Annotated in this window: 22 protein-coding genes; 15 read left to right on the forward strand and 7 right to left on the reverse strand. The window is 44.2% G+C overall.

The window, feature by feature from the left end; translation table 11 throughout:
- The first annotated feature begins 16 nt into the window (after positions 1-16).
- The 3 genes from KIH41_RS15470 (at position 17) to xseB (ending at position 2,090) form a co-directional block, all read left to right on the forward strand.
- Complete coding sequence (locus KIH41_RS15470; protein ID WP_214162960.1) at positions 17-466, forward strand: Spy/CpxP family protein refolding chaperone; 450 nt, start codon at positions 17-19, stop codon at positions 464-466.
- 120 nt (positions 467-586) lie between these two features.
- Positions 587-1,903, forward strand: coding sequence for an exodeoxyribonuclease VII large subunit (gene xseA / locus KIH41_RS15475; protein WP_214162961.1), 1,317 nt, complete (start codon positions 587-589; stop codon positions 1,901-1,903).
- Positions 1,893-2,090 carry an exodeoxyribonuclease VII small subunit gene (gene xseB, locus KIH41_RS15480; protein ID WP_213945534.1) on the forward strand — a complete coding sequence of 66 codons (198 nt, stop codon included), beginning with the start codon at positions 1,893-1,895 and terminating at the stop codon, positions 2,088-2,090. The genes xseA and xseB overlap by 11 nt, the downstream gene beginning before the upstream one ends.
- A gap of 68 nt (positions 2,091-2,158) precedes the next feature.
- Here xseB and KIH41_RS15485 read toward each other — a convergent pair whose 3' ends face one another.
- The gene (locus KIH41_RS15485; RefSeq protein WP_213945535.1) at positions 2,159-2,674 is read right to left on the reverse strand and encodes a gamma carbonic anhydrase family protein; all 516 of its coding nucleotides are present in this window, start codon (positions 2,672-2,674) and stop codon (positions 2,159-2,161) included.
- Positions 2,675-2,859: 185 nt separating this feature from the next.
- Here KIH41_RS15485 and KIH41_RS15490 point away from each other — a divergent pair, with 185 nt between their 5' ends.
- Both KIH41_RS15490 and pabB read left to right on the forward strand, forming a co-directional pair.
- Positions 2,860-3,579, forward strand: a complete 720-nt coding sequence (locus tag KIH41_RS15490) for a YceI family protein (protein WP_213945536.1) — start codon at positions 2,860-2,862, stop codon at positions 3,577-3,579.
- Between the two features lie 70 nt (positions 3,580-3,649).
- Positions 3,650-4,879 (forward strand): aminodeoxychorismate synthase component I, encoded by a 1,230-nt coding sequence (pabB, locus tag KIH41_RS15495; RefSeq protein ID WP_213945537.1) that lies wholly within the window; start codon positions 3,650-3,652, stop codon positions 4,877-4,879.
- Positions 4,880-5,074: 195 nt separating this feature from the next.
- Here pabB and KIH41_RS15500 read toward each other — a convergent pair whose 3' ends face one another.
- The 3 genes from KIH41_RS15500 to KIH41_RS15510 are packed head-to-tail and all read right to left on the reverse strand — an operon-like array spanning position 5,075 to position 6,280.
- Entirely contained in the window at positions 5,075-5,563 is a 489-nt protein-coding gene (locus tag KIH41_RS15500) for a copper resistance protein NlpE N-terminal domain-containing protein (RefSeq protein WP_214162962.1), read from the reverse strand.
- Positions 5,564-5,588: 25 nt separating this feature from the next.
- Positions 5,589-5,927 (reverse strand): hypothetical protein, encoded by a 339-nt coding sequence (locus KIH41_RS15505; RefSeq protein WP_213945539.1) that lies wholly within the window; start codon positions 5,925-5,927, stop codon positions 5,589-5,591.
- Complete coding sequence (locus KIH41_RS15510; protein WP_213945540.1) at positions 5,924-6,280, reverse strand: hypothetical protein; 357 nt, start codon at positions 6,278-6,280, stop codon at positions 5,924-5,926. The genes KIH41_RS15505 and KIH41_RS15510 overlap by 4 nt, the downstream gene beginning before the upstream one ends.
- A gap of 113 nt (positions 6,281-6,393) precedes the next feature.
- Between KIH41_RS15510 and dinB the strand changes: the two genes are divergently transcribed.
- Together dinB and KIH41_RS15520 are read left to right on the forward strand one after the other, a co-directional pair.
- Entirely contained in the window at positions 6,394-7,464 is a 1,071-nt protein-coding gene (gene dinB, locus KIH41_RS15515; RefSeq protein WP_214162963.1) for a DNA polymerase IV, read from the forward strand.
- A 37-nt stretch (positions 7,465-7,501) separates the two neighbouring features.
- Positions 7,502-7,687, forward strand: a complete 186-nt coding sequence (locus KIH41_RS15520; RefSeq protein ID WP_213945542.1) for a hypothetical protein — start codon at positions 7,502-7,504, stop codon at positions 7,685-7,687.
- Between the two features lie 52 nt (positions 7,688-7,739).
- On the opposite strand, the gene tamL is transcribed toward KIH41_RS15520, so the two are convergent.
- Together tamL and KIH41_RS15530 are read right to left on the reverse strand one after the other, a co-directional pair.
- Positions 7,740-10,028 (reverse strand): translocation and assembly module lipoprotein TamL, encoded by a 2,289-nt coding sequence (tamL, locus tag KIH41_RS15525; RefSeq protein WP_246539173.1) that lies wholly within the window; start codon positions 10,026-10,028, stop codon positions 7,740-7,742.
- On the reverse strand, positions 10,021-15,156 hold the full coding sequence (locus KIH41_RS15530) for a translocation/assembly module TamB domain-containing protein (protein WP_246539175.1): 5,136 nt from the start codon (positions 15,154-15,156) through the stop codon (positions 10,021-10,023). Before KIH41_RS15530 ends, tamL begins: the two co-directional genes overlap by 8 nt.
- Positions 15,157-15,387: 231 nt before the next feature.
- Between KIH41_RS15530 and miaB the strand changes: the two genes are divergently transcribed.
- The 6 genes from miaB (at position 15,388) to KIH41_RS15560 (ending at position 21,378) form a co-directional block, all read left to right on the forward strand.
- On the forward strand, positions 15,388-16,845 hold the full coding sequence (gene miaB, locus KIH41_RS15535; RefSeq protein WP_213945543.1) for a tRNA (N6-isopentenyl adenosine(37)-C2)-methylthiotransferase MiaB: 1,458 nt from the start codon (positions 15,388-15,390) through the stop codon (positions 16,843-16,845).
- 4 nt (positions 16,846-16,849) lie between these two features.
- A complete protein-coding gene (locus KIH41_RS15540) occupies positions 16,850-18,145 on the forward strand; it encodes a sigma-54 interaction domain-containing protein (protein WP_214162964.1) in 1,296 nt (431 codons plus the stop codon).
- Positions 18,129-18,668: an LPS assembly lipoprotein LptE gene (gene lptE, locus KIH41_RS15545; RefSeq protein ID WP_213945545.1), complete on the forward strand. Its 540-nt coding sequence runs from the start codon at positions 18,129-18,131 to the stop codon at positions 18,666-18,668. The genes KIH41_RS15540 and lptE overlap by 17 nt, the downstream gene beginning before the upstream one ends.
- 37 nt (positions 18,669-18,705) lie before the next feature.
- Positions 18,706-19,767 carry a hypothetical protein gene (locus KIH41_RS15550; RefSeq protein WP_214162965.1) on the forward strand — a complete coding sequence of 354 codons (1,062 nt, stop codon included), beginning with the start codon at positions 18,706-18,708 and terminating at the stop codon, positions 19,765-19,767.
- Positions 19,768-19,779: 12 nt separating this feature from the next.
- Complete coding sequence (gene secG, locus KIH41_RS15555; protein ID WP_214162966.1) at positions 19,780-20,157, forward strand: preprotein translocase subunit SecG; 378 nt, start codon at positions 19,780-19,782, stop codon at positions 20,155-20,157.
- Between the two features lie 222 nt (positions 20,158-20,379).
- A complete protein-coding gene (locus KIH41_RS15560) occupies positions 20,380-21,378 on the forward strand; it encodes a sterol desaturase family protein (protein WP_213945548.1) in 999 nt (332 codons plus the stop codon).
- A gap of 199 nt (positions 21,379-21,577) precedes the next feature.
- On the opposite strand, the gene KIH41_RS15565 is transcribed toward KIH41_RS15560, so the two are convergent.
- Complete coding sequence (locus KIH41_RS15565) at positions 21,578-22,285, reverse strand: hypothetical protein (protein WP_213945549.1); 708 nt, start codon at positions 22,283-22,285, stop codon at positions 21,578-21,580.
- A 201-nt stretch (positions 22,286-22,486) separates the two neighbouring features.
- Between KIH41_RS15565 and KIH41_RS15570 the strand changes: the two genes are divergently transcribed.
- Positions 22,487-22,765 (forward strand): co-chaperone GroES, encoded by a 279-nt coding sequence (locus KIH41_RS15570; RefSeq protein ID WP_143961663.1) that lies wholly within the window; start codon positions 22,487-22,489, stop codon positions 22,763-22,765.
- A gap of 54 nt (positions 22,766-22,819) precedes the next feature.
- The gene (gene groL / locus KIH41_RS15575) at positions 22,820-24,451 is read left to right on the forward strand and encodes a chaperonin GroEL (protein ID WP_213945550.1); all 1,632 of its coding nucleotides are present in this window, start codon (positions 22,820-22,822) and stop codon (positions 24,449-24,451) included.
- The last annotated feature ends 54 nt before the right edge of the window (positions 24,452-24,505 follow it).

The following is a 24,505-nucleotide window of genomic DNA, read 5'->3' on the forward strand; positions in this document are numbered from 1 at the left end:
TTGAAACCGAACAACGATGAGAAAAATATTGATTATTGTATTGCTTCTAACAAGCAGCAGCACCCTATGGGCGCAAAGGCCACAAAGGGAATACGACAAGGATAAACTGGAGGCCGCCCGCGTGGCTTTTGTCACCAACAGGATCAACCTCACTCCTACTCAGGCTGAAAAATTCTGGCCTCTTTACAACCAGCATATGGAGGAAAGATCCGGCTACATGAGGGAAATGATGAGCATCAATCGACAGGCTGGGGAGAGCATTTCTGACAGCCAAGCTGAAAAACTGATCGAGCAGAGGTTTCAGATTCAGGAAAAAATTATGCAAAGTGAGAAAGCATTCACCAAAAAGATAACTGAGGTAATTTCTCCAGTCCAAGCTCTCCAACTCAGTAACGTCAATAGGGACTTTACAAGGCAGCTATACAGAATGCAAAGAGATGACAGAAGATCTCGGCACAGTAATTGATTAAAACAATATATTATATAGAAAAAATATTGGTTTAACGAGATTAAAAGGAGTTGCAATAGCAGCTCCTTTTTTGTGTTTCAGGGCCTGTATTGTTGTAGACATTTGTTAATTTGCGTTATGCAAAACCCCATGACGCTTTTTGAGCTAAACCAGCTTGTAAAACAAACCTTAGATCGAAACCTTGCACCTGCCTACTGGGTGGTGGCCGAAATCAGTGATTTCAAGGAAGGCGCCCGCGGCCATGCCTATTTGGATCTGGTAGAAAAAACGGGCAACCAGGTAACCGCTAAAATGAGAGCCAATATATGGGCTTTCACCTATAGGGGATTAGCTGCGCGGTTTAGGGAAATGACTGGACAGAGCCTTCAGAATGGCATGAAGGTGCTGGCTCAAGTGACCGTGCAGTTCCATGAATTATACGGGCTAAGTCTCAACATTCGGGATATCGATGCCAATTTCACCATTGGAGAAAGGGCCAAGCGTAAGCAGGAAATCATAGAAAAGTTGGCCAAGGCAGGTCTATTGGAAACCAACAAGCAGTTTTCTCTACCCTCTGTCCCCCAAAAAGTGGCCATCATCAGTTCTGCGACTGCGGCCGGTTACGGGGATTTTATCCAACAGGTGGAAAACAACCGGCATGGCTATAAGCTTCATTACAAATTATTCCCAGCGACCATGCAGGGACATGATGCGCCCGATTCCATCATTGCGGCCTTGAAAAGTATAGAACAAGAGCAGGAAAACCAGCAGTATCAACTCATTATTCTTATCCGAGGGGGTGGCGCCCAGATTGACATGGATTGTTTTGATGATTACGAGTTGGCCAAAGCCATTGCCCAAATGAGAATCCCCGTGGTGACCGGTATAGGGCATGAGCGCGATGAGTGTATTGCCGACTTGGTGGCCCATACCAAGGTAAAAACCCCTACTGCGGTGGCCGAATTTATCCTATCCGGTTTCCAGGAATTTGAGGAGACCCTAAATTTTAACCTCAAAAAAATCGAAAGGGCCGCCAACTTTTATCTTACAAAGGAAAAACAGACACTCAGAGACAGGGAGCACATTCTGATCAATCTTTTCAAGAACCAAATCCAAACGGCCAATCAATACTTGGACTCGGCTGCCCGGCACATTAACAGCCAGTGCCAGGGTAGAATACAATATAACCGACGAGAAATCGACAATTTGGCAGGCAGACTTCAGCGACAGGCAAAGGTCTTATTGCAACAGGAATCTACCAAGCTAGAAGGGCTGGAAAAAGACCTGAATAGACTTGATCCCGTGTTCTTCATGAAAAGAGGTTACACGCGAACCGAAAAAGACGGGAAGTCCATCGAGCTCGCAACGCTTAAACCTGGCGATAAAATCAGCACCTATACCCTAACCAACAAAATAGAAAGTACTATTACAAATATTGAAGAACATGGAAAATGATATAAGTTACGACCAGGCATTGGCCAGAATTGAGGAAATTGTGCAATCCCTAGAGCAGGACAACAAAAGTATAGACGAGCTTTCGGCTATGGTAAAGGAGGCCAGCCATCTGATCAAAAGCTGCAAATCCAGATTGAAGATGACCGAAGAAGATATCCTGAAGGCTTTTGAGGAGGATAGGGAGTAGAATATCCTGACATCGAGAAATCCTGGCAGGTTTAACAGACTGTCACCAAAACCTGCCAGGATTAATTTTTATTCATCCTTGAACCACTGGGCGTACATGGGGTAATTGTTGGAAGTTCTTTCGATGACTTCTTTCATGTTGTCCCCTGTATCTTTGACTTTTTTGGCAGGCATGCCTGCATAAATGCTGTTGGCCTCCACTATGGTGTTGGCCAAAACAACGGCTCCAGCGGCAATGACTGCACCGCTATGGACCACTGCCCCATCCATTACAATCGCACCCATCCCAATCAACACATTGTCATGAATGGTGCAACCATGCACAATTGCATTATGCGCAATGGACACCCTGCTTCCAATATAGGTTCCGGCTTTTTGATAGGTACAGTGGATAACCGCCCCGTCCTGAATATTGGTGTAATCCCCAATACGGATTTCATGAACATCACCACGCACGACCGCATTGAACCACACGGTGCAATGTTGGCCCATGATGACATCCCCTACTACGGTTGAATTTTCAGCCAACCAGCAGTCTTTTCCAAATTGGGGAGCTTTACCCCTTACGCTTTTGATTAATGCCATGTTTTGTATTTGATATGATTTTGTGATTTTTGAGACGGAAGACGGGAGACCGATGACCGAATGCTTATCTTTTTATTTTAGGTAAAACTACTTTTTTTATATTATTTACGGAACTTTGGGATGCGATTTTGAATTTACATGTATATACATTAATTTTACCCGTACATAAAATCAAACAACCCATTATGAGAGTTTTAAAAATGACAGGTTTGGCTTTGGCCACCGGATTGATGCTCGCTTCTTGCGATCAGGGAAATACAGTAGAAACCAGAGATGCCCAAGAGGTGGCCAATGGTGAAGGTATGGCATATACTGTGGACACACAGGCAAGCCAGGTAACTTGGACAGGCTACAAGCCAGCAGGTAAGCATTATGGTACTATCGCCATCAAGGATGGTGAATTGAATGTGGATGGCAACAACATCACTGGTGGCCGCTTTGTAATGGACCTTACCGCTCTTGAGATCGAAGACTTGAGAGGTGATGAGGAAAACTATCAGAAACTTTATGGACACCTTCAGTCTCCAGACTTTTTTGACACAGAAAACCACCCTGAGGCTGTATTTGAAGTAACTGGTGTGGAGCCTTTTACTTCTTCTGATGATATTCAGGATGAAGAGGAGTATGAAACTGACAACACTCCAAAGTCTAGCTCTGAGCAGGCTATCGACAATCCTACCCACTGGATTTCCGGTAACTTGACCATGAGAGGCAACACCAAAAACATCAAGTTCCCAGCCAGAGTGAACATCAATGATGGTTCGGTAACGGCAAAAGCTGGTTTCAACATCGATAGAACCCAGTGGAAAGTAGCTTACGGGGACGAGAGCTCAGTAACTGACAAAGCCAAAGATTCATTCATCTACAACACCGTGAATGTTGGTTTTGAATTGAACGCCAACTAATTAGAAGTTGCCCACATAGAAAGAGGAGCCAAAAGGCTTCTCTTTCTTTTTTTAGTGGTATTTTTATGACATGGTCAAACAAGTAATTTCTGATTATAACCCGAAAGATTTTGTAAAGATCCTGACATGGGCATGCGATAAACATCCCTATTCGGCATTTTTCACCAACAACAATATTCCATATCCCCATGATGGATTCAAAAAGGTGCTATTTGCCGGGGATGAGTCTGTAAGCTTTGATGAGATAAGAGAAAATGCAGATCTGGTAGGCATCTTATCCTATGATTTAAAAAATAGCTTTGAACAGCTGAAGAGTGAGAATCCTGCCATCCTCAAGCATCCCATAAGCCTGTTTTTCCGCCCTTCGCTTAAAATTGAATTTACGGAAGGATCCATTATGATACATGCTGCGCATCCCGAGCAAATATGGGCGCAAATTAAAAACTTTACCCAGGAGCAAAAAGGCACTGCGCTAACCTCTCTTACGGCATTGACGTCAAAGGAACAATATCTCGAGCATGTAGGACGAATCAAAGACCATATTGAAGAGGGTGATGTATATGAAATGAATTATTGCATGGCTTTTCAGGCTGAGGTGCAAAGCTTATCCCCAATAGATTTATTTTTAAAGCTCAACGCCAAATCCCCAATGCCTTTTGCGGCGTTTTTAAAAACGAATGACCAGTATTTGATAGGTGCCTCTCCGGAAAGATTTCTCAAAAGAGAGGGTTATAAATTAATTGCCCAACCCATAAAAGGCACTGCTAAGCGCGGCCAAGATGACCTTGAGGATCAAAAACTGAAAGAGGATCTACTGAATTCAGAAAAGGAAAGAGCGGAAAATCTGATGATTGTGGACCTGATGCGCAATGATTTGAGCAGGGTTTCCAAAACCGGGTCTGTGGAGGTGGAGGAGCTTTTTGGTATCTACACCTTCAAAAACTTACACCAAATGATCAGTACGGTGTCATCCACCCTAAAAGAACCAATTTCCTTTCCAGAAATTATTTCAAAAACCTTCCCCATGGGTAGCATGACCGGTGCTCCGAAAATCAAATGCATGGAATTGATTGAGAAATATGAGAATTTCAAAAGAGGCTGGTATTCTGGAAGTGTAGGCTATCTGGAAAAATCAGGCGATTTTGACTTCAATGTCATCATTAGGAGTATATTCTTTGATGAAAAGGCGGGGCAGTTGTATTTTGCGGTGGGAAGTGCTATTACATTCGATGCGGATGCCGAGGCGGAGTATGAAGAGTGTTTATTAAAGGCTAAGGCGATAATTGAGGTATTGGGTTAGAGACGAGACGGGAGACCGAAGACTGAAGGCCAATTGGCAACTAAGGGAACAAAGTTATAAAAGTAGCACAAAGACTTCTTTGCGGAGAATAATTGTAGTGAATATTTTAAGAAGAGATAAAGCACAAAAAAACCTCGATTCAGGAAACCGAGGTTTAAAAAATTAAACTTATCGTTACAAGTATGAAGAAATAAATCAATTTTCCCGTCTAGGTTGTAGATCATAGATAAGGCCGGATTCCTCATCATCTTCTACAAGTTTTTCCCTGTCGGCACCCAGCACTCTCAGCTGTCCATTTTCTTGGAGCCAAAAATATCGAGGCGCATCGGTCCCAGGGTTCAGCTGGTAAACTACCGCTTCAGAATCTCCTCTATAGCCGGTCAGTCGAGCATACACGCCTTCCAACTCTTCCTCAATATCCCCTTGGGCGGTATTTCTATGAATGGTTTTGATTCTATAATCATTTGTCTCCTGGATGCTATCCTTTTCCAGCCAGAGGGTCACCTCTATTTTATCGCAGTCCACGCAAGGGATTTCCCCTTCAAAGACTAACCACCGTTCGGTGGTTCTTTCTTGGAGCGGTGCGGCAATTTCTTGCAAGCCACCTTCTCCTTCCCTGTTTTCACCGTTTCCACAGGATGCTAAGAGGATTACACTAAATAATGCTAATGAAAGTCTATACATGAATATGAGGTTTTAGTTAAAGAAATTATACTTCCGGCTGTCTGGAATGGGCAGCGGGAATATTGATAAATTCTTTAAACCGAAGTTCCTTACTCAGTTTGATATTGATAATTTCCCTTGCCTGCAGGCATGCCATAGAAAAAGATTCGGAAATGACATCCACTCTGAATTCGTTGTGGATCATGTTGATTTTGACAGTAAAGCCAAATTTGGATCTGCTCTCGCTGATTATTTTTTTGATGTCGACATAGACATCCATTAAAAACGGTAGATCTTTTTTATCAAAAGAAAAAGTAGATTTCACTTGGTCTAACAAGGAAGTTTCAGAAAAACTTGGTGAGAAATTGATTGTAGGTTCTATCATGATAATCTATTTTGATAAAGTTCATGTTCGGTAATTATGTCGATAATTTCTTCAAAGTCATTTTGTATCACCCCAAACACCATCTGGTGGTTGGTTTCGGTAACTTGGTTATAGGTGGCACCGTTAAAATTTTTCAGGTTTGCGATCACCTCCAAATCTTCTGGAAAAGTATTGTGACGGGTAAGTTCATCTGCAGCCTGTCCGATTTCCTGAAGATTTTCATAAACGGTATCTTTGACCTGTTCATTGGATTCAAAAGTCTGATAATCCATCCCCTTTACTTGGGCGAGTACTTCTCCTAAAAGATCTACTATCCGTACTAGATGTTGGTTTATTATTTCTTGATTGTCCATAGGTAAAACTAACAATAGGAAAAACTATTTGTTTTAATTGAAAGATTTATTTTACCAATCAATACCAATTTCGTACCGAGTTTGAAATATACAAGGTTTTTATTAAATAAAAAATGGATGTAAAAAAAATTATTCATGTGGACATGGATGCCTTTTATGCATCGGTGGAACAGATGGATAATCCGGAATTGCGGGGAAAACCGCTCGCTGTGGGCGGGAAAAGCGACCGGGGAGTGGTAGCTGCCGCAAGCTATGAGGCGCGCAAGTATGGCGTAAGATCTGCCATGCCTGGCAAAATCGCGGCATTAAAATGTCCCCACCTTATTTTTATCAAGCCCCGTTTTGAGAGGTACAAGGAAATTTCCACCCAGATCCGGAGCATCTTCTTGGAGTATACCGACCTGGTGGAGCCGTTGTCCCTGGATGAGGCTTTTTTGGATGTCACCATCGCCAAAAAGGGAAAACCTTCCGCCACGTTGATCGCTAAGGAAATCAGGGACAGAATTAAATCGGAGGTGGGTCTAAATGCCTCCGCTGGCATCTCCTACAATAAATTCCTGGCCAAGGTGGCCTCAGATCTCAACAAACCCAATGGTCAAGCAGTGATCCTGCCCGCCGAAGCCGAGTCTTTTTTGGAGCGGCTGCCTATTGAGAAATTTTATGGGGTTGGGGAAAAAACGGCCGACAAGATGAAGAAATTCGGTATTTATACCGGCCATCATCTCAAACAGTTTTCCCTACAGTTTCTGGTCAAGCACTTTGGGAAAGCTGGGGTGCATTACCATGACATTGTGAGGGGAATCCACCTCAGCGAGGTGAAGCCCGACAGGATAAGAAAGTCCATCAGCGCGGAAAATACCTTCATGAAAGACTTGGATGGACTGGAGCCAATACGGATGGCTTTGGAGCCGATTCTTCAAGATTTGAAAAGACGAATCGAACGGGTGGAAGCAAAAGGACGGACCATTACGCTGAAAATAAAATATAATGATTTTACCGTGCAAACACGGAGTAAGAGTCTTACTTCTTTTATCCCTGAGGAAAAGTATGCCGAAATGATTGAAGAATTATTAAATCAGGCCCCGATCAAACAACCGGTAAGGCTATTGGGTTTAGGTATTTCAAACCTTAACCTCTCAGAAAACCAGGATTATCAATTAAAGATTGAATACACCGATTTTTGAAGGTTATTATTTTAACAACCATAAACCTTACTTAGCTATGAAACTAGGGAAAAATTATTTTGAATTTGGTGTCAAATATGGCGTACCATTGATGATTATAGGTTCCACATTGGCCATGAGAAAAGCCAAAGGACTGGGAAACCTACTTGTTTTCAGTATCGTGACACCGGCCATGCTGGCCTATGTTTACTCGCTATCCAAAGCCAAAGGCGAGATTGACTAGAAAAAACATAGCATAAAATGCAAAAAGACCTCAAACTGAGGTCTTTTTTTGTTTAGAATGGATAGCCGATCGCAAAGTTAAAGATGAGGTTTTCCCGCCTCCACTCACTGCTGCCAATGTCAAAAGTATTGCCCCAGCGTTCATTCTCAGGCAGATAAGGACGTCTTATCGGGGTGGCTATATCAAATCGGATCACAAAGAAATCGATGTCTATCCTCGCACCAAATCCGGTACCCACCGCCAGTTCCTTGTACCACTGCGAAGAAAATGTACCTCCAGGGAGGGCCTCGTTCTCGTTTTGAAGCCAAATGTTGCCTGCATCCAAGAAGAGGGCCCCTTTCAGTACTGAAACTATCGGGAAGCGGTATTCAATATTACCTTCCAAGCGGATGTCCCCCGCCTGATCGAAAAATGATCCGATGTCAAACTGCTCAGGTCTGTAAGTCCCCGGTCCAAGCGACCTGATCCTAAAGGCCCTAATGCTATTTGGCCCGCCTGCAAAGTATTGCTTTACAAATGGCAGAGACACGGAGTTCCCATAAGGGATACCCAATCCGCCGAATAGGCGTGTAGCAATAGTGTTATTGGAGTCAATTTTCCAGTAATATCTGAAATCCACATCCCCTCGGGCGTATTGGGCATAATTAAGCCCAAAAAATGTCGATGGATCTTCTCCAAAAGTCCGGGTGATAAGATTTAAACCATTTCCGGCAATATCAATGGTAGTCCCCACAAAAATGCTGTGGGTACGGTGGGCATCCACCATTTGATTATAGTTAAAGGTATAATTGATACCGGCGATGAACTGCTGCTCAAAACTGTTTCTTAAAAACGGGTTCCCATCAAGAATCGCCTCAAACTCGGGAGAGGCATTGGTCATGTTTACAAAGCTGATGCTGATGGGATTGATCTCGTGGTAGACAAACCTGTTTTGATTCCAGAAGTAGCCATACGAGGCCAAATAACTATAGAGCCTATACAGGTCCCCCCTGTTCAGGTATTCTGCCCCCAAAGACATTTTTGTTTTGGGCACAGAGTAGGAAAATCTTTCACTGATCGGAATAGGAAAGATGACTCGGGGAAAAATAAGGTCTGCTTTCAAGCCCAGCTCCAAGGAATTTAGCCCCTGTCGTTCTCCGGCCGCAATTTGGGTTTCATAGGCGATCTTGGCCGATAGGTTGAGCACCTCGCCCCCATTCCAGAGGTTGCGGTTTTGCAGGGAAACCTGCAGCCCCGGGCCGGCAAAGTTGTTGGATTTTGAAAGCCCTTGAAGCTCGGCCCTAAGTGCCCTTCTGGTAACTGGCGAGAGGTAAATGTTACCGTCTAGCTTTCCATATCCATCTTCGGCAATGCTATCCAGCTCAGAGAATCGCACATTTACATATCTATAATTTCCTATACCACTTAGCCTATTCCTAGTCAACCTGGATTGAGTTGAGCTGTAGGTGTCACCAGGCTGGATCAAAATGTATTCATCCAAAAGGTGTGGCTTGAATACTTTGTTGCCCTGTATGTACTTTTTGTCGTTGATTATTGTGGTATCCAGTTTTCCCCCGTCTTCAAGTACAGAGTAATTAGGGAAAATCTTAATTTCGTTGATTCTGTAGGGAATGATGCCTGATGAGGGCGCTTCATTTTTTAACCTTAAAAAAAGGTCGATTTTTTTAGCCTCATCCCCACTTGAATCGGCTTCAAAAATCAGGTAGTCGGAATTGAAATTGTAATATCCTCTGGTTTTTAATTCGTTGTCGATTCTGATTCTTTCGGCCTGAAGTTTCTGCAAATCAAATCTGTCTCCTGACTTGATGTCAGCTTCCTCGAGGAGTGCTTTCATCTCCTTTTCGATAGGCAATGAATCCCGGTCGATCTGCACATTGCCGATCAGGTAAGGGGAAGGCAAGTAGGCTTTGAATTCAATTTCGGCAAATTGGTCTTTGCGGATAACCTCAGAGGATGTCCTGCCAAAGAAGTATCCCATATTTTCCATACGGTTGACCAAAAGCTGTTCGGTTCTCGTGGCACTTATATCGCTTAGGTAAACGGGCTCTTCCCCCAATCTATTTTTCAGAAAACGGTTAATAAAACCCGGCTTTTCCTGACTGCCTTTGTAATGTGCCCAAAGTCCAATCCGTTGCCCTAAAAAGGTGCTGTTCGGCTCGGGTAATAAGGAATTGAGCCTTCCCCGTACTTCGTTGAAGTCTCGCACCTCCCCTTCTTTTATATATTCTACCTCAGATCCCGTGTATAGATACTCCCCTTCGGGAATAAACTTTTTCACGTTACAGGATTCCAGAAGGAAAAAAGTCATGATGGCTATATAGAAAAATAAACTTCTATTCATTTTCTTCTTGATTTTCTTCAGTTCTACTAGGTGTATTGTTGGAGTTGTTTTCCCTTCTTTCCCTATCTCTTTTTTCCTTCTCGCCGTTTCTGTTTTCTTCTTCTTTCTTAGAAATCGGGTTGACAGGATCACCTTGCTTGGAAAGGTCACTTCCCGACCAAAGCTCTCTAAACATGTTGAACTCCCTATTGAATATCACCGAAATGCCGGTAACGATGAGTTGGCCATCCACGATACTTTCAAATTGGTTTCTTCTAAAACCTCTAAGCCTGTATCTCCCATTTTCGGTCAGCAAGTATTCCACGCTGACATTTCCAATCACTTGGCTGGATTGGTCTTCCATCTGGCTGCTGCCTTCGATATCCATCTGGCTACCTACCTGGACGATGAGGCGGTCATCCATCATCCTTTTCCGGGCACTTACGTTAAGCTGGGTCCTATCCTGGGGGGCTCCGGTCTGATAATCCTGGAAACTGTCCAAATCAAAATCCAGCTCTATACCGGTACCTCCGAGGAGGTTTCCGGCAAGATCGTTCAGCTGACCGGAGAGCACTTGGCTCACACTTGACCTGGCCAGTGTAGACATTCCGCCGCCGGTCCCATCCCCACCTGTATCAGGGAAAAACCGGTTTAAAACCAAGAGGGAGAACACCTGTCTATTCAATTCATCTTCCTGTTGGTTGACCTGTTGTACACGGGTGTACACGTTGCCCCCGATGGCTCCGCGCTGTTCTTCAGGCATATCAAGGCCAAAAGATATTTCGGGTCTTAGCATTTCGCCCTCCACATTCAAGAACACCATAAACGGCAATTCCTGTCTGTAGCGGTTTCTCATATCCGCATCGGCACCCGTAAGCTGGGAGGACATCAATTCAGATGGCGAGGTACGAATCCTATAGATGGCACTTATATCTAGCATAGCATCCATAGGGTCACCTGACCAGGTGATCCTTGAACCCTCATAAAGTTCAAACCTTCTGTTTACCAATTGGTAAAGGCTCATTTCATAATGGCCTTCCATTATTTCATAGGATCCAGACAGATACATCCTACCGTTGGGGTCGATGTCAAAACTAAGGTCTGCCTCTCCCACCACTCGGAGATTGTCACCACTTCTTTCATCAACGACTACATTGAACTCGGCATTTCTATCGATTCCCAAAATGGAGGTCAACCGGAACCCTGAGAAGTTGGTAGCTGCCTCAGGGATTTTTCGGGTCATGATATCATCTGGGTCGGAGCGGTTCACAAATATTACCGTGCCGTCTCTTTCCACCAAGTCCAATTGGGTTTCCGGAACTATAAAGGTCAGTTTGGTTCCCTCCCTTACTTTTAGCCTTCCATCAATAACCGGCAGATTCAAGTCCCCACCGATGGTGACATCCGCATCAATTGCGGCTCTGCCGAAAAAGAGTTCGTTGTCATCACTGGTGGAGTTTATAACCTGAAAATTGGAAGCGGTAAGTCTGAGGTCAAAAGTTGGGTTGGCCATGTCTTCGGTTAATACTTCTCCATCCAAGGTAAAGGCATCCCCTTTTTCATCCAAAATGGTGAACTTATTTACATACAGGCCGGAGTTGTCCACCCTCAAATCCTCTTCTGATAATTTGAATCGGGAATTGAGCTCGGCCACCGTGAATGCCGCCCCGGAAAATTTCAGCACCCCATCGTATTCAAGATCGGCGGTGGTTCCCTGCACATCAACGTTGCCGGATAAATATCCTTCACCATTCAACAATTGATCACCGGAAAGGCCTGTAATGACTTCCATCAATACCTCATTGATGTCTAAATTTAAATTAAGCCTGGCCCCTTCCGGATCGGCTATATAATCTCCTACCAGATCCAAATCAATCCCCCCATCTTTGAGGGCAAGGTTGAAATCATATTGATCTCCTTCCACTGACTTGGCATCCAGGGATAGGTTGCCCAAAAGCACATCCATCGCCCTGAGCTCATTGATGTTCAGATCGGCCAGGATCCCCGTGGCGCCAAATGGCTCCTTGACGACCAGCCTGCCCTTAAGGGCTCCACTAGCAAGCGGTTCATCTGGATTCAACAGGGTCAAGAACGTGCTCAGCTGGAAGTTTTCAAATGTCACCCCAACATGGTCCTCCTCAATGCCTTCTACCCCACAGGTAATATGCATGCGCTGATTGGCCCGTGACCATATGAAATTGTTGAAATTTATGAATTGATCGGCAAGCTGGATTTCGTTGTCCTGGGGTATATCCCAAGTCCGCTTGTTAAACACCAAATCTTCAGGATCAATATGGATACTCAATGTATCCCCCCGGTAGCCTATATCGGTAGCCAGGTGGATAAGCCGCTCTTCCCCGTCAAAGGAATTGAAATCTATAAACAGCCGGTCTCCTTCCACCTCCCCGCTAAAATATGTCCTACCCATGGACACAGGCCCCGTCTCGAGGGCCACCAATCCAAAGCCGAAACGCAAGTCATCCCCCACGCCATTGACCCTAAAGCCTATGCTGTCAATTTCCAGATTGCTGTAATTGACATATGGGAGCAGCATTTCGGCGGCAAATATATTTTCTGCTTCATTGAAATCCACTTCCAGAAAAAGAGAATCCATTTCCTCCAGCCCGGGGAGAAAGACCTCATTCAGCAATTGCGTCTGCCAAAATGCCATTTCCATCCGCATTTCCACCGGTTTCCCGATTGTATCTGTGTACACCGAATCGGAAAGGTATGTTCTAAACTGCCGCTGGATTCCGGCCACCAGTTCTTCAGGTGATGAATTTGATCTCAATTTGGTAAAAAGCATTTCGCTGCTTAGGTCCACGCTTGTTGAGTCTTCCTTAATCCTAGCCGTCAGACCAAATGGACCCAAGGAATACAGTCTTCTTTCTTTTAAAATTGCGCCTTCCTCAATTCGGGCCGTGACATTATAATCCTCCAAATTCCCTTCAAATGTGGCTGTGAGGTACCCACTTGCCCTCAAGATGTCGCTGGTCATACCTAATTCATATAAATCAGCTCCTTTCAAGTCTAGAATAATTTCAGCTTCGGTGTACACTGAATCTAGGTTAACCCAACCGGTGAAATCAAAATCAAGGTGGTCATTTTCAAGTTCTAGCTCCAGGTCTCCCCTACCGTTTTTCATGGTTCCAGAGATGGAAAGATCGGATAGGTCCTGACCGTACATCTGGAAGGTGCGGAAATCGGAAGTCAGATAGGCGTCGAGTTCATTCAAACTTCTACCTTGGCCCTCAGATTCCAGCGAGAAGCTTAGCATGCCCATTTCAGGATCCATCAGCAGTTGTCCTAGATTCAAGTCGATCACGTCCAGCTTGGCCCTGTACACCAATTGGTCTTGGTCTTTATAATAGGCATCAAGATTTATCCTGCTATCCGGCAAAATAAGATCTGCAGTGGCTTCAATTTCGGAGGGACTGCCTGTCACATTGCTTTCCAGCCGGATGGTTTTGGGTAGTCTCACACCCATTTCCTCCTCGTTTACAAAGGCCAAAAGCTCTTCTCTCTCGGACTCAAAAAGGATTTTGTCAAAATTCAGGAAAAGCTTGTCCTCATCGAGAGGGTTTCTGACAAGTCCATTTGCAATCAACCTTGTGCGGTCGGCCCATTGGAGTTCGAAGGAGGGAATTTGGAGCTCGCTTAAGTTCCCGGTGACGTTCAGGTTGCCTCTTAGGGGGTGCTGGGCAGCGGCGACGAAGTATTCATTTTGCCTCAATTCTGGAGCAAACACAAAAGCTTCATCCAGGAAAAGTCGGATGGTGGGAATATTGATTCTCATGCCGGAATTTTCGGGATTGTCCATCAGGTTCTGAAGGGAAGCATAAGTAAGGCCCACATCCCCTTGCAAAGTACTTTTATTGGTTTTTAGGGAAAGATTCGCCAAATCAAATGCCCGCTCGGACACGTTGATTTTCAACCCAAACTCATCCAGTCGAAAACCGCTTTTCTCTACGAAATCAAATCTATCTAAGCGCAAGCCCGCTTCTTGGTCTTTGAGAAACAGGTTACTGACTACTAGGTTGAAATCATCAATAGCTACCGCGTTGGGATTGAAATACCCCTCACGTGGCTCCACATCTCCTGCCTGATAGAGAATCCGGTTGTCCCTCAGGGAAACTTCCCCGATTTCCACTATCCATTCCGGCCATTCAAATGGGGTGGATTCCGGGACTTCCTCGATTGGCTCTTCGGTGGTATCGGCTTCTGTTTCCTCCACCATTTCATCCCGGGTTTTGAAAGTGATGAAACTGTCATGCAGCCTAAACTCCTTCAATAAAATCTTATTCTTTTCCAGGTCCGCCTCCGGAAGGTTGACTCTCACATCACCCAAAAGCACATCGGCAAGCATTCCGTCTGGTTCAGATTCATAGAACATTTTTACATTTCTGACCTGAAAATTGTCCAGGATCAACAATGGTAATGCTCCGGCTTCGGTGGTATCTTCATCGGTGGGTTCAAATGGTTTGGTTTGCCTGTAAAAGCCCTCACTGTCCAAGAATTCGACATTTGAAATGTAATAGGACATCTTTTCCATGTCCATCCGCTCTATGTCCACGTTGAGCTGGCCGAGGGTAAAGAAGCTTTCAATGCCCATCACCCCGTCATTATATGTGAGGTGAAAATCGCTGAACCGAATAGGTCCAAGTTCAATTTTCATTGGCTCCCCTTCCTCGTCGGTCACTTCCCGTTCTTCGGTCTGTGGTTCCTCACTGGTAAAAGCATCAATGATGTAGTCAAAGTTGAAGCGTTCGGTTTCCTCATCCCGGTGGACATTGGCCCGCAGGCCGTCCCATTCCAAACGGGGCACGTGGATTTCATTGGAGGTAATCAGAGGCCATAGGGCCACGCCAGTCTCAAGTGAACGGGTGTAGAACAGGGTGTCGCCCTGCTGGTCTTCCATGTAGAAATCCTCAATGAAAAGGTTGCCCCTGAAGGTGAAAAACAGGCGGCCAATATCCACCCTAGTCCCAATTTCACCTTCCAGGTAATTGGTAGCTTTGCTGACGATGATATTCTGCCCCCATGGGCTTCTTATGAATAATAATAGGATGACGATCAGGGTGATCACCCCAACAAAAAACCATCCTAGTATTTTTAATATCTTTATAAAAATTTGCTTTCCTTTTTTCAAACTCTTACAATGCTGTAGGCCAATGATGTTAATAATAAGACTTTGTTGGACTAAATTGTTTTTACAAACAATCCAATATTTTTAAAATAAGTACATAAAATCCATGTCCTGAGACAGTTCATACCCGTTTTTTGAAAAACCTGGGGAATTCTGACAATAAAGATTTATGACTATTTAACTGTCATTTTGTCGGTATTTTCTTAATTTCGCAGTCTGAAAGTAAGGACTATTATGGAGAATATTATTAAGGATATAGATATCATTTCGGCTGAGGAGGCGCAAGCCTGTGATTTTAAGACCACAGCAGACGAGAATACCGGCAAGAGCAAAAGGCTTTATATTGAAAGTTATGGTTGCCAAATGAATTTCTCTGACAGTGAGATCGTGGCTTCCATTATGAAGGAAAACGGTTATGATACCACTTCTGAATTTGAGCTGGCGGATGTGATTTTCCTTAACACATGTTCTATCCGGGACAAGGCCGAGCAGACTGTCAGAAAGCGCCTGAGCCAGTTCAATACGATCAAAAAGGAAAAGCCGGAATTGACCATAGGGGTCTTGGGCTGCATGGCCGAAAGGCTGAAGGAGAAGCTTCTGGAAGAAGAAAAGCTCGTGGACGTGGTAGTGGGCCCAGATGCCTACCGTGACCTTCCCAACTTGGTATCCCAAGCAGAAGAGGGAAGCAAAGGGGTAAACACTTTCCTTTCAAGAGAGGAAACCTACGCCGATATTGCTCCTGTAAGGCTAAACTCCAACGGCATTTCAGCATTTATTTCCATCATGCGTGGCTGTGACAATATGTGCTCTTTCTGTGTGGTGCCTTTTACAAGGGGCCGGGAGAGAAGCCGCGACCCGCACTCCATCGTACAGGAGGCCGAGCAGCTATTTGCCCAGGGCTATAAAGAAGTCACCCTTCTGGGCCAGAATGTGGACAGCTACAAATGGTCACCGGAAGAGAACAACAAAGCTAGACTTAATAAAAAAGGTGAGGTTACCGAAATTGTCAATTTTGCCAATTTACTAGAAATGGTGGCAGAGGTCAGCCCTCAACTTAGGGTAAGGTTCTCCACCTCCCACCCCAAAGACATTACGGATGAAGTGCTTTACACCATGAAAAAGTACGACAACATCTGCAAATACATACACCTGCCTGTGCAGAGTGGTAACAGCAGGGTGCTAGACCTGATGAACAGAACCTACGACCGTGAATGGTATTTGGAAAGAGTATCCAAGATCAGGGAAATCCTGGGAGATGAATGCGGTATTTCATCGGACATGATAGCAGGTTTCTGCACTGAAACCGAAGAGGAGCATCAGGATACCTTGACCATCATGGACATTGTAAAATACGATTTTTCTTACATGTTCTATTATTCAGAAAGACCAGGCACCCTGGCTGCCAAGAAGTTTGTGGACGATATTCCATTGGAAATCAAAAAACGCAGACTCCAGGAGATCATTGATAAGCAGAGCAAGTTGAGTCTTGAGAGAAATCAGATGGATGTGGGCCGGATTCAGGAAATCCTCGTCGAGGGTACTTCAAAAAGATCTGAGGAGCAACTGAAGGGCCGAAACTCTGCCAACAAGGTGGTCATCATACCGGCAGGCGACTTGAAGCCGGGCGATTATGTGAAGGTAAAAATCACCGATTGCACTCCTGCCACTTTATTCGGGGAGGTTGTAGCATAAGCTTATGATTAAAGATTCTGAAATATTATCCGTCAAGCAACGGTACGGAATTATCGGCAACAGCCCCCTTCTCAACCATGCCATCCGGGTGGCCATGCAGGCTGCTCCTACGGACATGACCGTACTCATCACCGGTGAGAGCGGTAGCGGGAAGGAGTCATTTTCCAAAATCATCCATTCCCTCAGCACCAGAAAGCACGGAAAATTCATTGCCATCAACTGTGGGGCAATCCCGGAAGGCACTATAGACTCTGAGCTTTTTGGTCATGAAAAAGGCTCCTTTACCGGTGCCCATGAAGCCCGAAAGGGATATTTCGAGGTGACCGATGGTGGCTCAATTTTCCTTGATGAAATCGGCGAAATGCCTTTGGGAACCCAAGCCAGGTTGCTGCGGGTTTTGGAAAATGGTGAGTTTATCAAAGTCGGAAGCTCTAAAGTACTGAAGACCAATGTGCGGGTGATAGCCGCCACCAACGTTAACCTGATTAAAGCCGTAGAAAAAGGCAAGTTCAGGGAAGACCTGTATTACCGTCTCAACACGGTGCCGATATATGTGCCCCCGTTGCGTGAGCGAGGCGAAGATGTGGTTTTGCTTTTCAGGAAATTCACCACTGACTTTTCTGAAAAATACCAAGTCAAGCCTATAGCTTTGAATGCCGAAGCCCAGCAGTTGCTGATAAAGTTTCCTTTTCCTGGAAATATTCGTCAGCTGAAAAACCTTGCTGAGCAGATCAGTTTGTTGGAGACCGAAAGGGACGTGGACGCCATTACCCTTTCCAAATATCTGCCTACAGACCAGTCTAGGCTGCCGGCTGCCTATGTAGGCTCATCGGCAGGTGCTGAATCGGCTGATTTCTCCGAAAGGGAAATTCTATATAAAGTTCTTTTTGATATGAAAAAGGACATGACAGAGCTTAAAAAGCTGGTGTTGGAGTCCTATCATTCTGGCGGACTGAACCAAAACATCATCAAGAAACACCAGACCTTATTTGAGGACATGGATAGTTCTCAGCCTTTTGACAGTAGCCAAGGCCCTTCTTCCTCCCTCCCGTTGGTATTGGATTCCAGCAATTCCAGTAAAGAAAAGGAGGATTATTCAAACAATTATGAGGATGGCTCCATAGAGGACATTATCCACGAGGAAGATGACAATTCACTTTCTATTGAGAAGAAAGAAAAGGAATTAATCATCAGAGCGTTAAAGAAACACAACAATAAGAGGAAATACGCAGCCCAGGATCTTGGCATCTCGGAGCGCACCTTATACAGAAAGATTAAGCAGTATGATATCAGTGAATAAAAAGGCTCTTCTGACGCTGTTCATTCCCATTTTTTTATTCTCGGCTTGTCGGATTGAATACAGTTTTACGGGTACTACCCTGGATTATGACGTGACCAGGACCTTTTCGGTAGAAAACTTCTTCAACGATGCCGGAGGCGGGCCGGCGAATATGGGCCAGCTGTTTACGGAATCCTTGAAGGAATATTTCCAGCGTAACACCCAGCTGGAGCTGATCAGGACCAATGGGGACCTGCAATTTGAGGGATCAATCACACGATACAGCATTGATCCCCAAGCAACCGTAAGTAGCCCAGACCCCAACCTTCCAGACCGGGCAGGCCAGATGCGTCTGAGTATCGCGGTTCAGGTGGACTTTGTCAATATGCAAAATGACGAAGAAAGCTTAAGCCGAACTTTCTCCTTTTTCCAGGATTATGACCCAAGAAACACCTCCTTGCTACAGGTGGAAACAGAATTAATCGAGGTGATATTCGAAAACATTATTCAGGATATTTTTACCGCCACTGTAGCCAACTGGTAAAAAAATGTTTAATTTGGAATCTAAACCACTGTAAACCGTGAACTCAAGTCAATTTTTATCGCTTATTGAGAAAGGCAACGAGCTTCAAAGGGATGATCTGCACCACTTAATAAAGCTGCACCAATCCTTCCCTTACTTCCAGATACCGATGGTGCTGGCGGCCAAGATTGAGTATGCCCGGGATTCCACCAATGAGGAATTCCTACATTGGGCGGCAGCTTTAAGCCCCAACAGGGTTTGGCTCAAGAAAATACTGGAGCAGGATATTGACTTCAAAAAAGTTTACACGGAACCGGTAATTGAGAAGATAGAGGAACCTGAGGTAAAGGATCAGCCGGAGATCATAATCCCGCAGGAGGCCCAGAATGAACCTTCAGGTGACCAACCGGAAATTGTTGAAAGTCAGGAACAGGCTGATAAGAAGGAGGAAAAACCTGAAATCGTAACTTCTCCTGAGGAGGCAGAAAAAGAAACCCAGAAACCTAGACTTATTACCGGGGAGGAGGTCAAGAGCAAAACTGAAGAAGAAAAACCCGAGGTAAACCTGGAGCCGGCCAAAGAGGATGAAGATAAAAGTATCATAGAACCCCTACCCGGCCCACCGAGCAACCGGGTGGATATTTTGAGGCAGTTAGAGGAAAACCTATCGAAACTCAAAAAGGAAACTCCTTCAGATAGTGTGGATACGCCAAAGGAAATGAAAGCGGAAGCGGAACCTGAGGCCAAACCTGCCCCTAAGAAAAAGCCTATCAAAAGGAAAAAAAGGCAGACAGATGAGATCCTAGAATCCATCAAGAAGAGGGACAAAAAGGAAATCAAAGACACCAAAAAGCTGGCTCAAAGTGATATAATCAAGGAGTTTAGCAAAAAGTCCATCAAGATGGCAGCCATCCGAGAAAATGAGGATGTAAACAAACTTGAGGATCTGTCCACGAAAAGTACCCAGATAAATGAAAGGCTGGTATCCGAGTCATATGCCAAATTGCTTACCCAACAAGGCAAAACCGCTGCGGCCAAGGAAATATATCAAAAATTAATTTTGAAATTTCCACAGAAAAAAGCTTACTTTGCGGACTTAATGAAGAAATTAGAAGATTAAAATATATAGATTATGTTTACTATAATTATTAGCATTACCCTTATCCTTGCCGTATTATTGATTTTGGTGATTTTGGGTCAAAACTCAAAAGGTGGAGTTGGAGCGGCATTTGGTGGAAGTGCTTCTCAGATTATGGGGGTTACCAAAACTGGTAATATTTTGGAGAAAGCCACATGGGTATTGGCCATTGGCATCCTATTGCTTTCACTAGGTTCTACTGCATTCTATGACACCAGCGCAGGCAGCAACTTTGTGTCTCCAAATGTGGAAAGCGCAAGACAGCAAAGAGGCGTGGCTCCTACCTTCGGTGGAGAAGGCCAGCAGCAGGAATTGCTTCCATCCCAGGAGACTCCAGCTACAGAAGAGCAACCACAAGAGGGCGGAGAATAATAAAATCCGTATCAAAACTTTCAATAAGGCTATTTTCGAATAGCCTTATTTTTTTGCGGTCACTTCAAATCTGAATACTCCAATTTAGTTTTTTATTATATTTTATGCACATTTTTATATATTTATCAAAGACTCTTCATTTTTCTTTGCTTGGATTGTGCCAATATTCTTTGTAAATTAAGGGTTATATAAAAACCAATTACAAACTAACTACCATCATTTATGTTTGAAAATCACCTAACCCTAGAGGAAATAGGCGTGCATGACTGGCCAAATATTATCCTATGGGCAGCTCCTGTGATGTTTGCCCTAGTGTTTCTGGAATGGGGAATTAGCCTCTACAAAAATCAAAAGGACGCCTATGACAAAAAAGATTTCCTTGCCGCTTCTACAATTGGCTTTATCAATGTGGGTATAAGCGCACTAATCAAAGTAGCCATCTTTGGTATTGTACTTTTCTTTTGGAACGTTGTACCTTGGAAAATTCCAGCTACTTGGTGGTCTTTCATCGCCTGCTTTATTGCTATTGATTTTGCCAGATACTGGGCGCATAGGATTTCTCACGAAAACCGCTTTTGGTGGGCAACGCACGTGACCCATCACAACTCCAAAAAATACAACTTTTCGGTATCTTTCCGCTTGAGTTGGACCCAGCATATTAAATTCATATTCTTTGTACCAGTGGTGATGATGGGTTTTGATCCATTTGTGTTTTTCATCTGTCATCAAATTGCCGTGCTTTACCAATTCTGGATCCATACTGAATATATTAAAAAGCTGCCAGCACCTATCGAATACATTTTCACCACGCCTAGCCACCACCGTGTGCACCATGCCAGTGATGAAAAATATTTGGACAAAAATTACGGTTCCACCTTTATCATTTGGGACAGGATGTTTGGCACCTTTATGCCTGAGGAAGAAAGACCGACTTATGGTATCACTAAGGAGCTGAATACCTACAACCCAGTAACCTTGGTTTTCCATGAATTTGTAGATATCTGGAAAGACTTGAGACAGGCTGAAAACGCGAAGGAAGCCAGAGAGATACTGTTTGGCAGACCGGGTGCGGAAGTCATAAAAAATAGGACTTTAAGAAGACAGCAAGAGGCTTTGGCCAAAGTTGAGGCGCAACATGGAGAGGAGAAAGTCATCGCCTCCCCTCCTTCCCCAGGGCTTCATGAGAAATCTTTGATGAAGAAGAAGAATGGGTATCCTTGAGGAGAAGGAAACCCATTCTCGGAAACTAAAGGGACACAGTGTTTCTCAGAGTTTGCCAAAGAGTTGCACAGAGCCTTTCCGTCGACAAAACAGGCCTCTTCAGTGATAGATGTTGAAATTATTAATAACAGTAGGGTCAGATACAAATAGAAAGTGCCACTTAAGAAAAAAACACCGGGTATGAAGCCCGGTGTTTTTTTTATGGTATATGCTGGAGCAGCAGTCTTTTGCTGATTGGGATTAGGCTTTCGTCTAGGGGTACCTGATGCCTGGAGTGGATTCGCCAGGTGGCAGGGTTGGGCAGTTCCTGATAGGTTCTGGCCAAGTCAAGCTTGATTTGTTCAATGGTATTGACCAGACTCCTATTGACGCGCTTTACGAACTTCAACAAAATTGATCTGAATTTATCCATGCTATACTGGAACAGGCTGACCTCATAGCGGTAAATATAAATTTGGCTATCCTTTTCCTGAGTCAGCAACACATATCCTTCCCTTTGATAAATGGGTGTGAGTCCCACAGACTCGATTTCCAGATGCTGCTCGATAAAATTATAAATATCTTTCCCGCTTTCGATATGAGATTTGAGCTTTGGGATGGCAAACTCAATTATTTGCTCAAGTTCCTGCATCATTTCCCCATCTTCTACTAATTTTTCGTAATTGAGCTTTAATTTGGAAATATCCGTACCTGTGAGCTTTTTGGGAAAAGCATTGTTGAGGTTGGATTTTTGTTTTTGAAAAGCTGAAAGGGTCTGATGCTGCTTGATCAAATCTCCCAAAACCGGATAAAGCTTGACATGGTCAAATTCTTTTTTGGCATGTTGCAGGTAGGCGAGCAGCAGGTATTTTTTGTACTCAAAATCAACCAGCCCTTCGGCAAACCAATTGTCTGACAAAGTTTTCATAGGCTAACATTTTTAAAAATTTACAAAAAAACTGACAGTTTATCGCACTGTCCCCTAGAAAAATTGACAGTAATAATGCCAATTAATTTTGCTTCTGACATGGCTGCTGGGCAAAGAAGGACTTTATGTCAGTATTTAGGCCATGGCACATAAAATGCAATGAGAGGGATAAAAGAAACTAACCTTTAAAAATTAATAACTATGTCAAAAGTGAACATCAGACCACTTGCGGACAGAGTTCTGGTAGAACCTGCTGCTGCTGAAGAGAAAACTGCATCTGGACTTTACATCCCGGACACTGCGAAAGAGAAGCCACAAAAAGGCACCGTAGTAGCAGTTGGAAACGGCAAAAAAGATGAACCATTGACTGTACAAGTTGGCGACACCGTGCTTTACGGAAAATATGCCGGCACCGAGCTATCTGTAGACGGTAGCGATTATTTGATCATGAGAGAAGCGGACATCTTCGCTATTCTTTAATCAATCTCATTACCCTCAAAAACAAGTTCGAAAACTTAAAAAATTCATTCAAAAATGGCTAAAGAATTATTTTTCAATACCGACGCGAGAGACAAACTGAAAAAAGGTGTAGATGCTCTTGCTGACGCAGTAAAAGTTACCTTGGGACCAAAAGGTCGTAATGTAATCATCGACAAGAAATTTGGCGCTCCTACTATCACTAAAGATGGTGTTTCCGTAGCTAAGGAAATCGAATTGGAAGAGCCAATCGAAAACATGGGTGCTCAGTTGGTGAAAGAGGTTGCCTCTAAAACTGCTGATAACGCCGGTGACGGTACTACCACCGCTACCGTGCTTACCCAGTCTATCTTCAACGTAGGGATCAAAAACGTAGCCGCAGGTGCCAACCCAATGGATCTGAAAAGAGGTATCGACAAAGCTGTAGCAGCGGTTGTGAACCAATTGAAGGCTAACTCCAAAGAAATCTCTACTTCTAAGGAAATCCAGCAAGTAGCTACAGTTTCTGCCAACAATGACGAGGAAATCGGCAAGATGATCGCCGATGCCATGGACAAAGTTGGTAAGGACGGTGTGATCACTGTAGAAGAAGCAAAAGGTACCGAAACTGAAGTGAAAACTGTAGAAGGTATGCAGTTTGACAGAGGTTACCTTTCTCCATACTTCACTACCAACACTGAAAGAATGGAAGCTGAATTGGAGAACCCATACATCTTGATCTATGACAAGAAGATTTCTTCCATGAAGGAATTGCTTCCGGTATTGGAGCCAGTGGCGCAGTCCGGCAGACCCTTGTTGATCATCGCTGAAGATGTGGACGGTGAAGCTTTGGCTACCCTTGTGGTAAACAAAATCAGAGGTGCGCTGAAAGTTGCGGCTGTTAAGGCTCCAGGTTTCGGTGACAGAAGAAAAGCTATGTTGGAAGACATCGCGATTTTGACTGGCGGTACCGTGATTTCTGAAGAAAGAGGTTACAAGCTTGAAAACGCAACTGTTGAGTATCTTGGTACTGCTGAGAAAATCAACATTGACAAAGATAACACCACCATCGTAAACGGTGCCGGTGACTCCTCTGCTATCCAAGGCAGAATCTCTGAAATCAAATCTCAGATCGAGAAGACTACTTCTGATTATGACAGAGAGAAACTTCAGGAAAGGCTTGCCAAACTTTCTGGCGGTGTAGCTATCCTTTATATCGGTGCGGCTACTGAAGTTGAAATGAAAGAGAAGAAAGACAGAGTGGATGATGCGCTTCACGCTACCAGAGCTGCTGTACAAGAAGGTGTAGTAGTAGGTGGGGGTGTTGCCTTGATCAGAGCTGCTTCAGCTTTGGATTCACTGAAAGGTGACAACGAAGATCAGGATACGGGTATCAACATCATAAGACTGGCGATTGAGTCTCCATTGAGAACTATCGTTTCCAACGCTGGCGGTGAAGGTTCTGTGATCATCAACAGAATCAGAGAAAACCAAGGAAACTATGGTTACAACGCTAGAACGGATGAGTTTGAAGACCTCTTCGAAGCCGGTGTTATCGACCCTACCAAGGTTACCCGATTGGCTTTGGAAAACGCAGCTTCTATCGCAGCTCTATTGCTTACTACCGAATGTGTGGTAGCTGATGTGAAAGAAGAAGGCGGAGCAGCCATGCCTCCAATGGGCGGCGGCGGAATGGGCGGTATGATGTAATACCAACTTTCTCAATATTAGAGCGAGGATATCAGCAGGTATCCTCGCTTTTTT

The organism is Litoribacter ruber, assembly GCF_018500185.1.
In the GTDB taxonomy this organism is placed as follows: Bacteria; Bacteroidota; Bacteroidia; order Cytophagales; family Cyclobacteriaceae; genus Litoribacter; species Litoribacter ruber.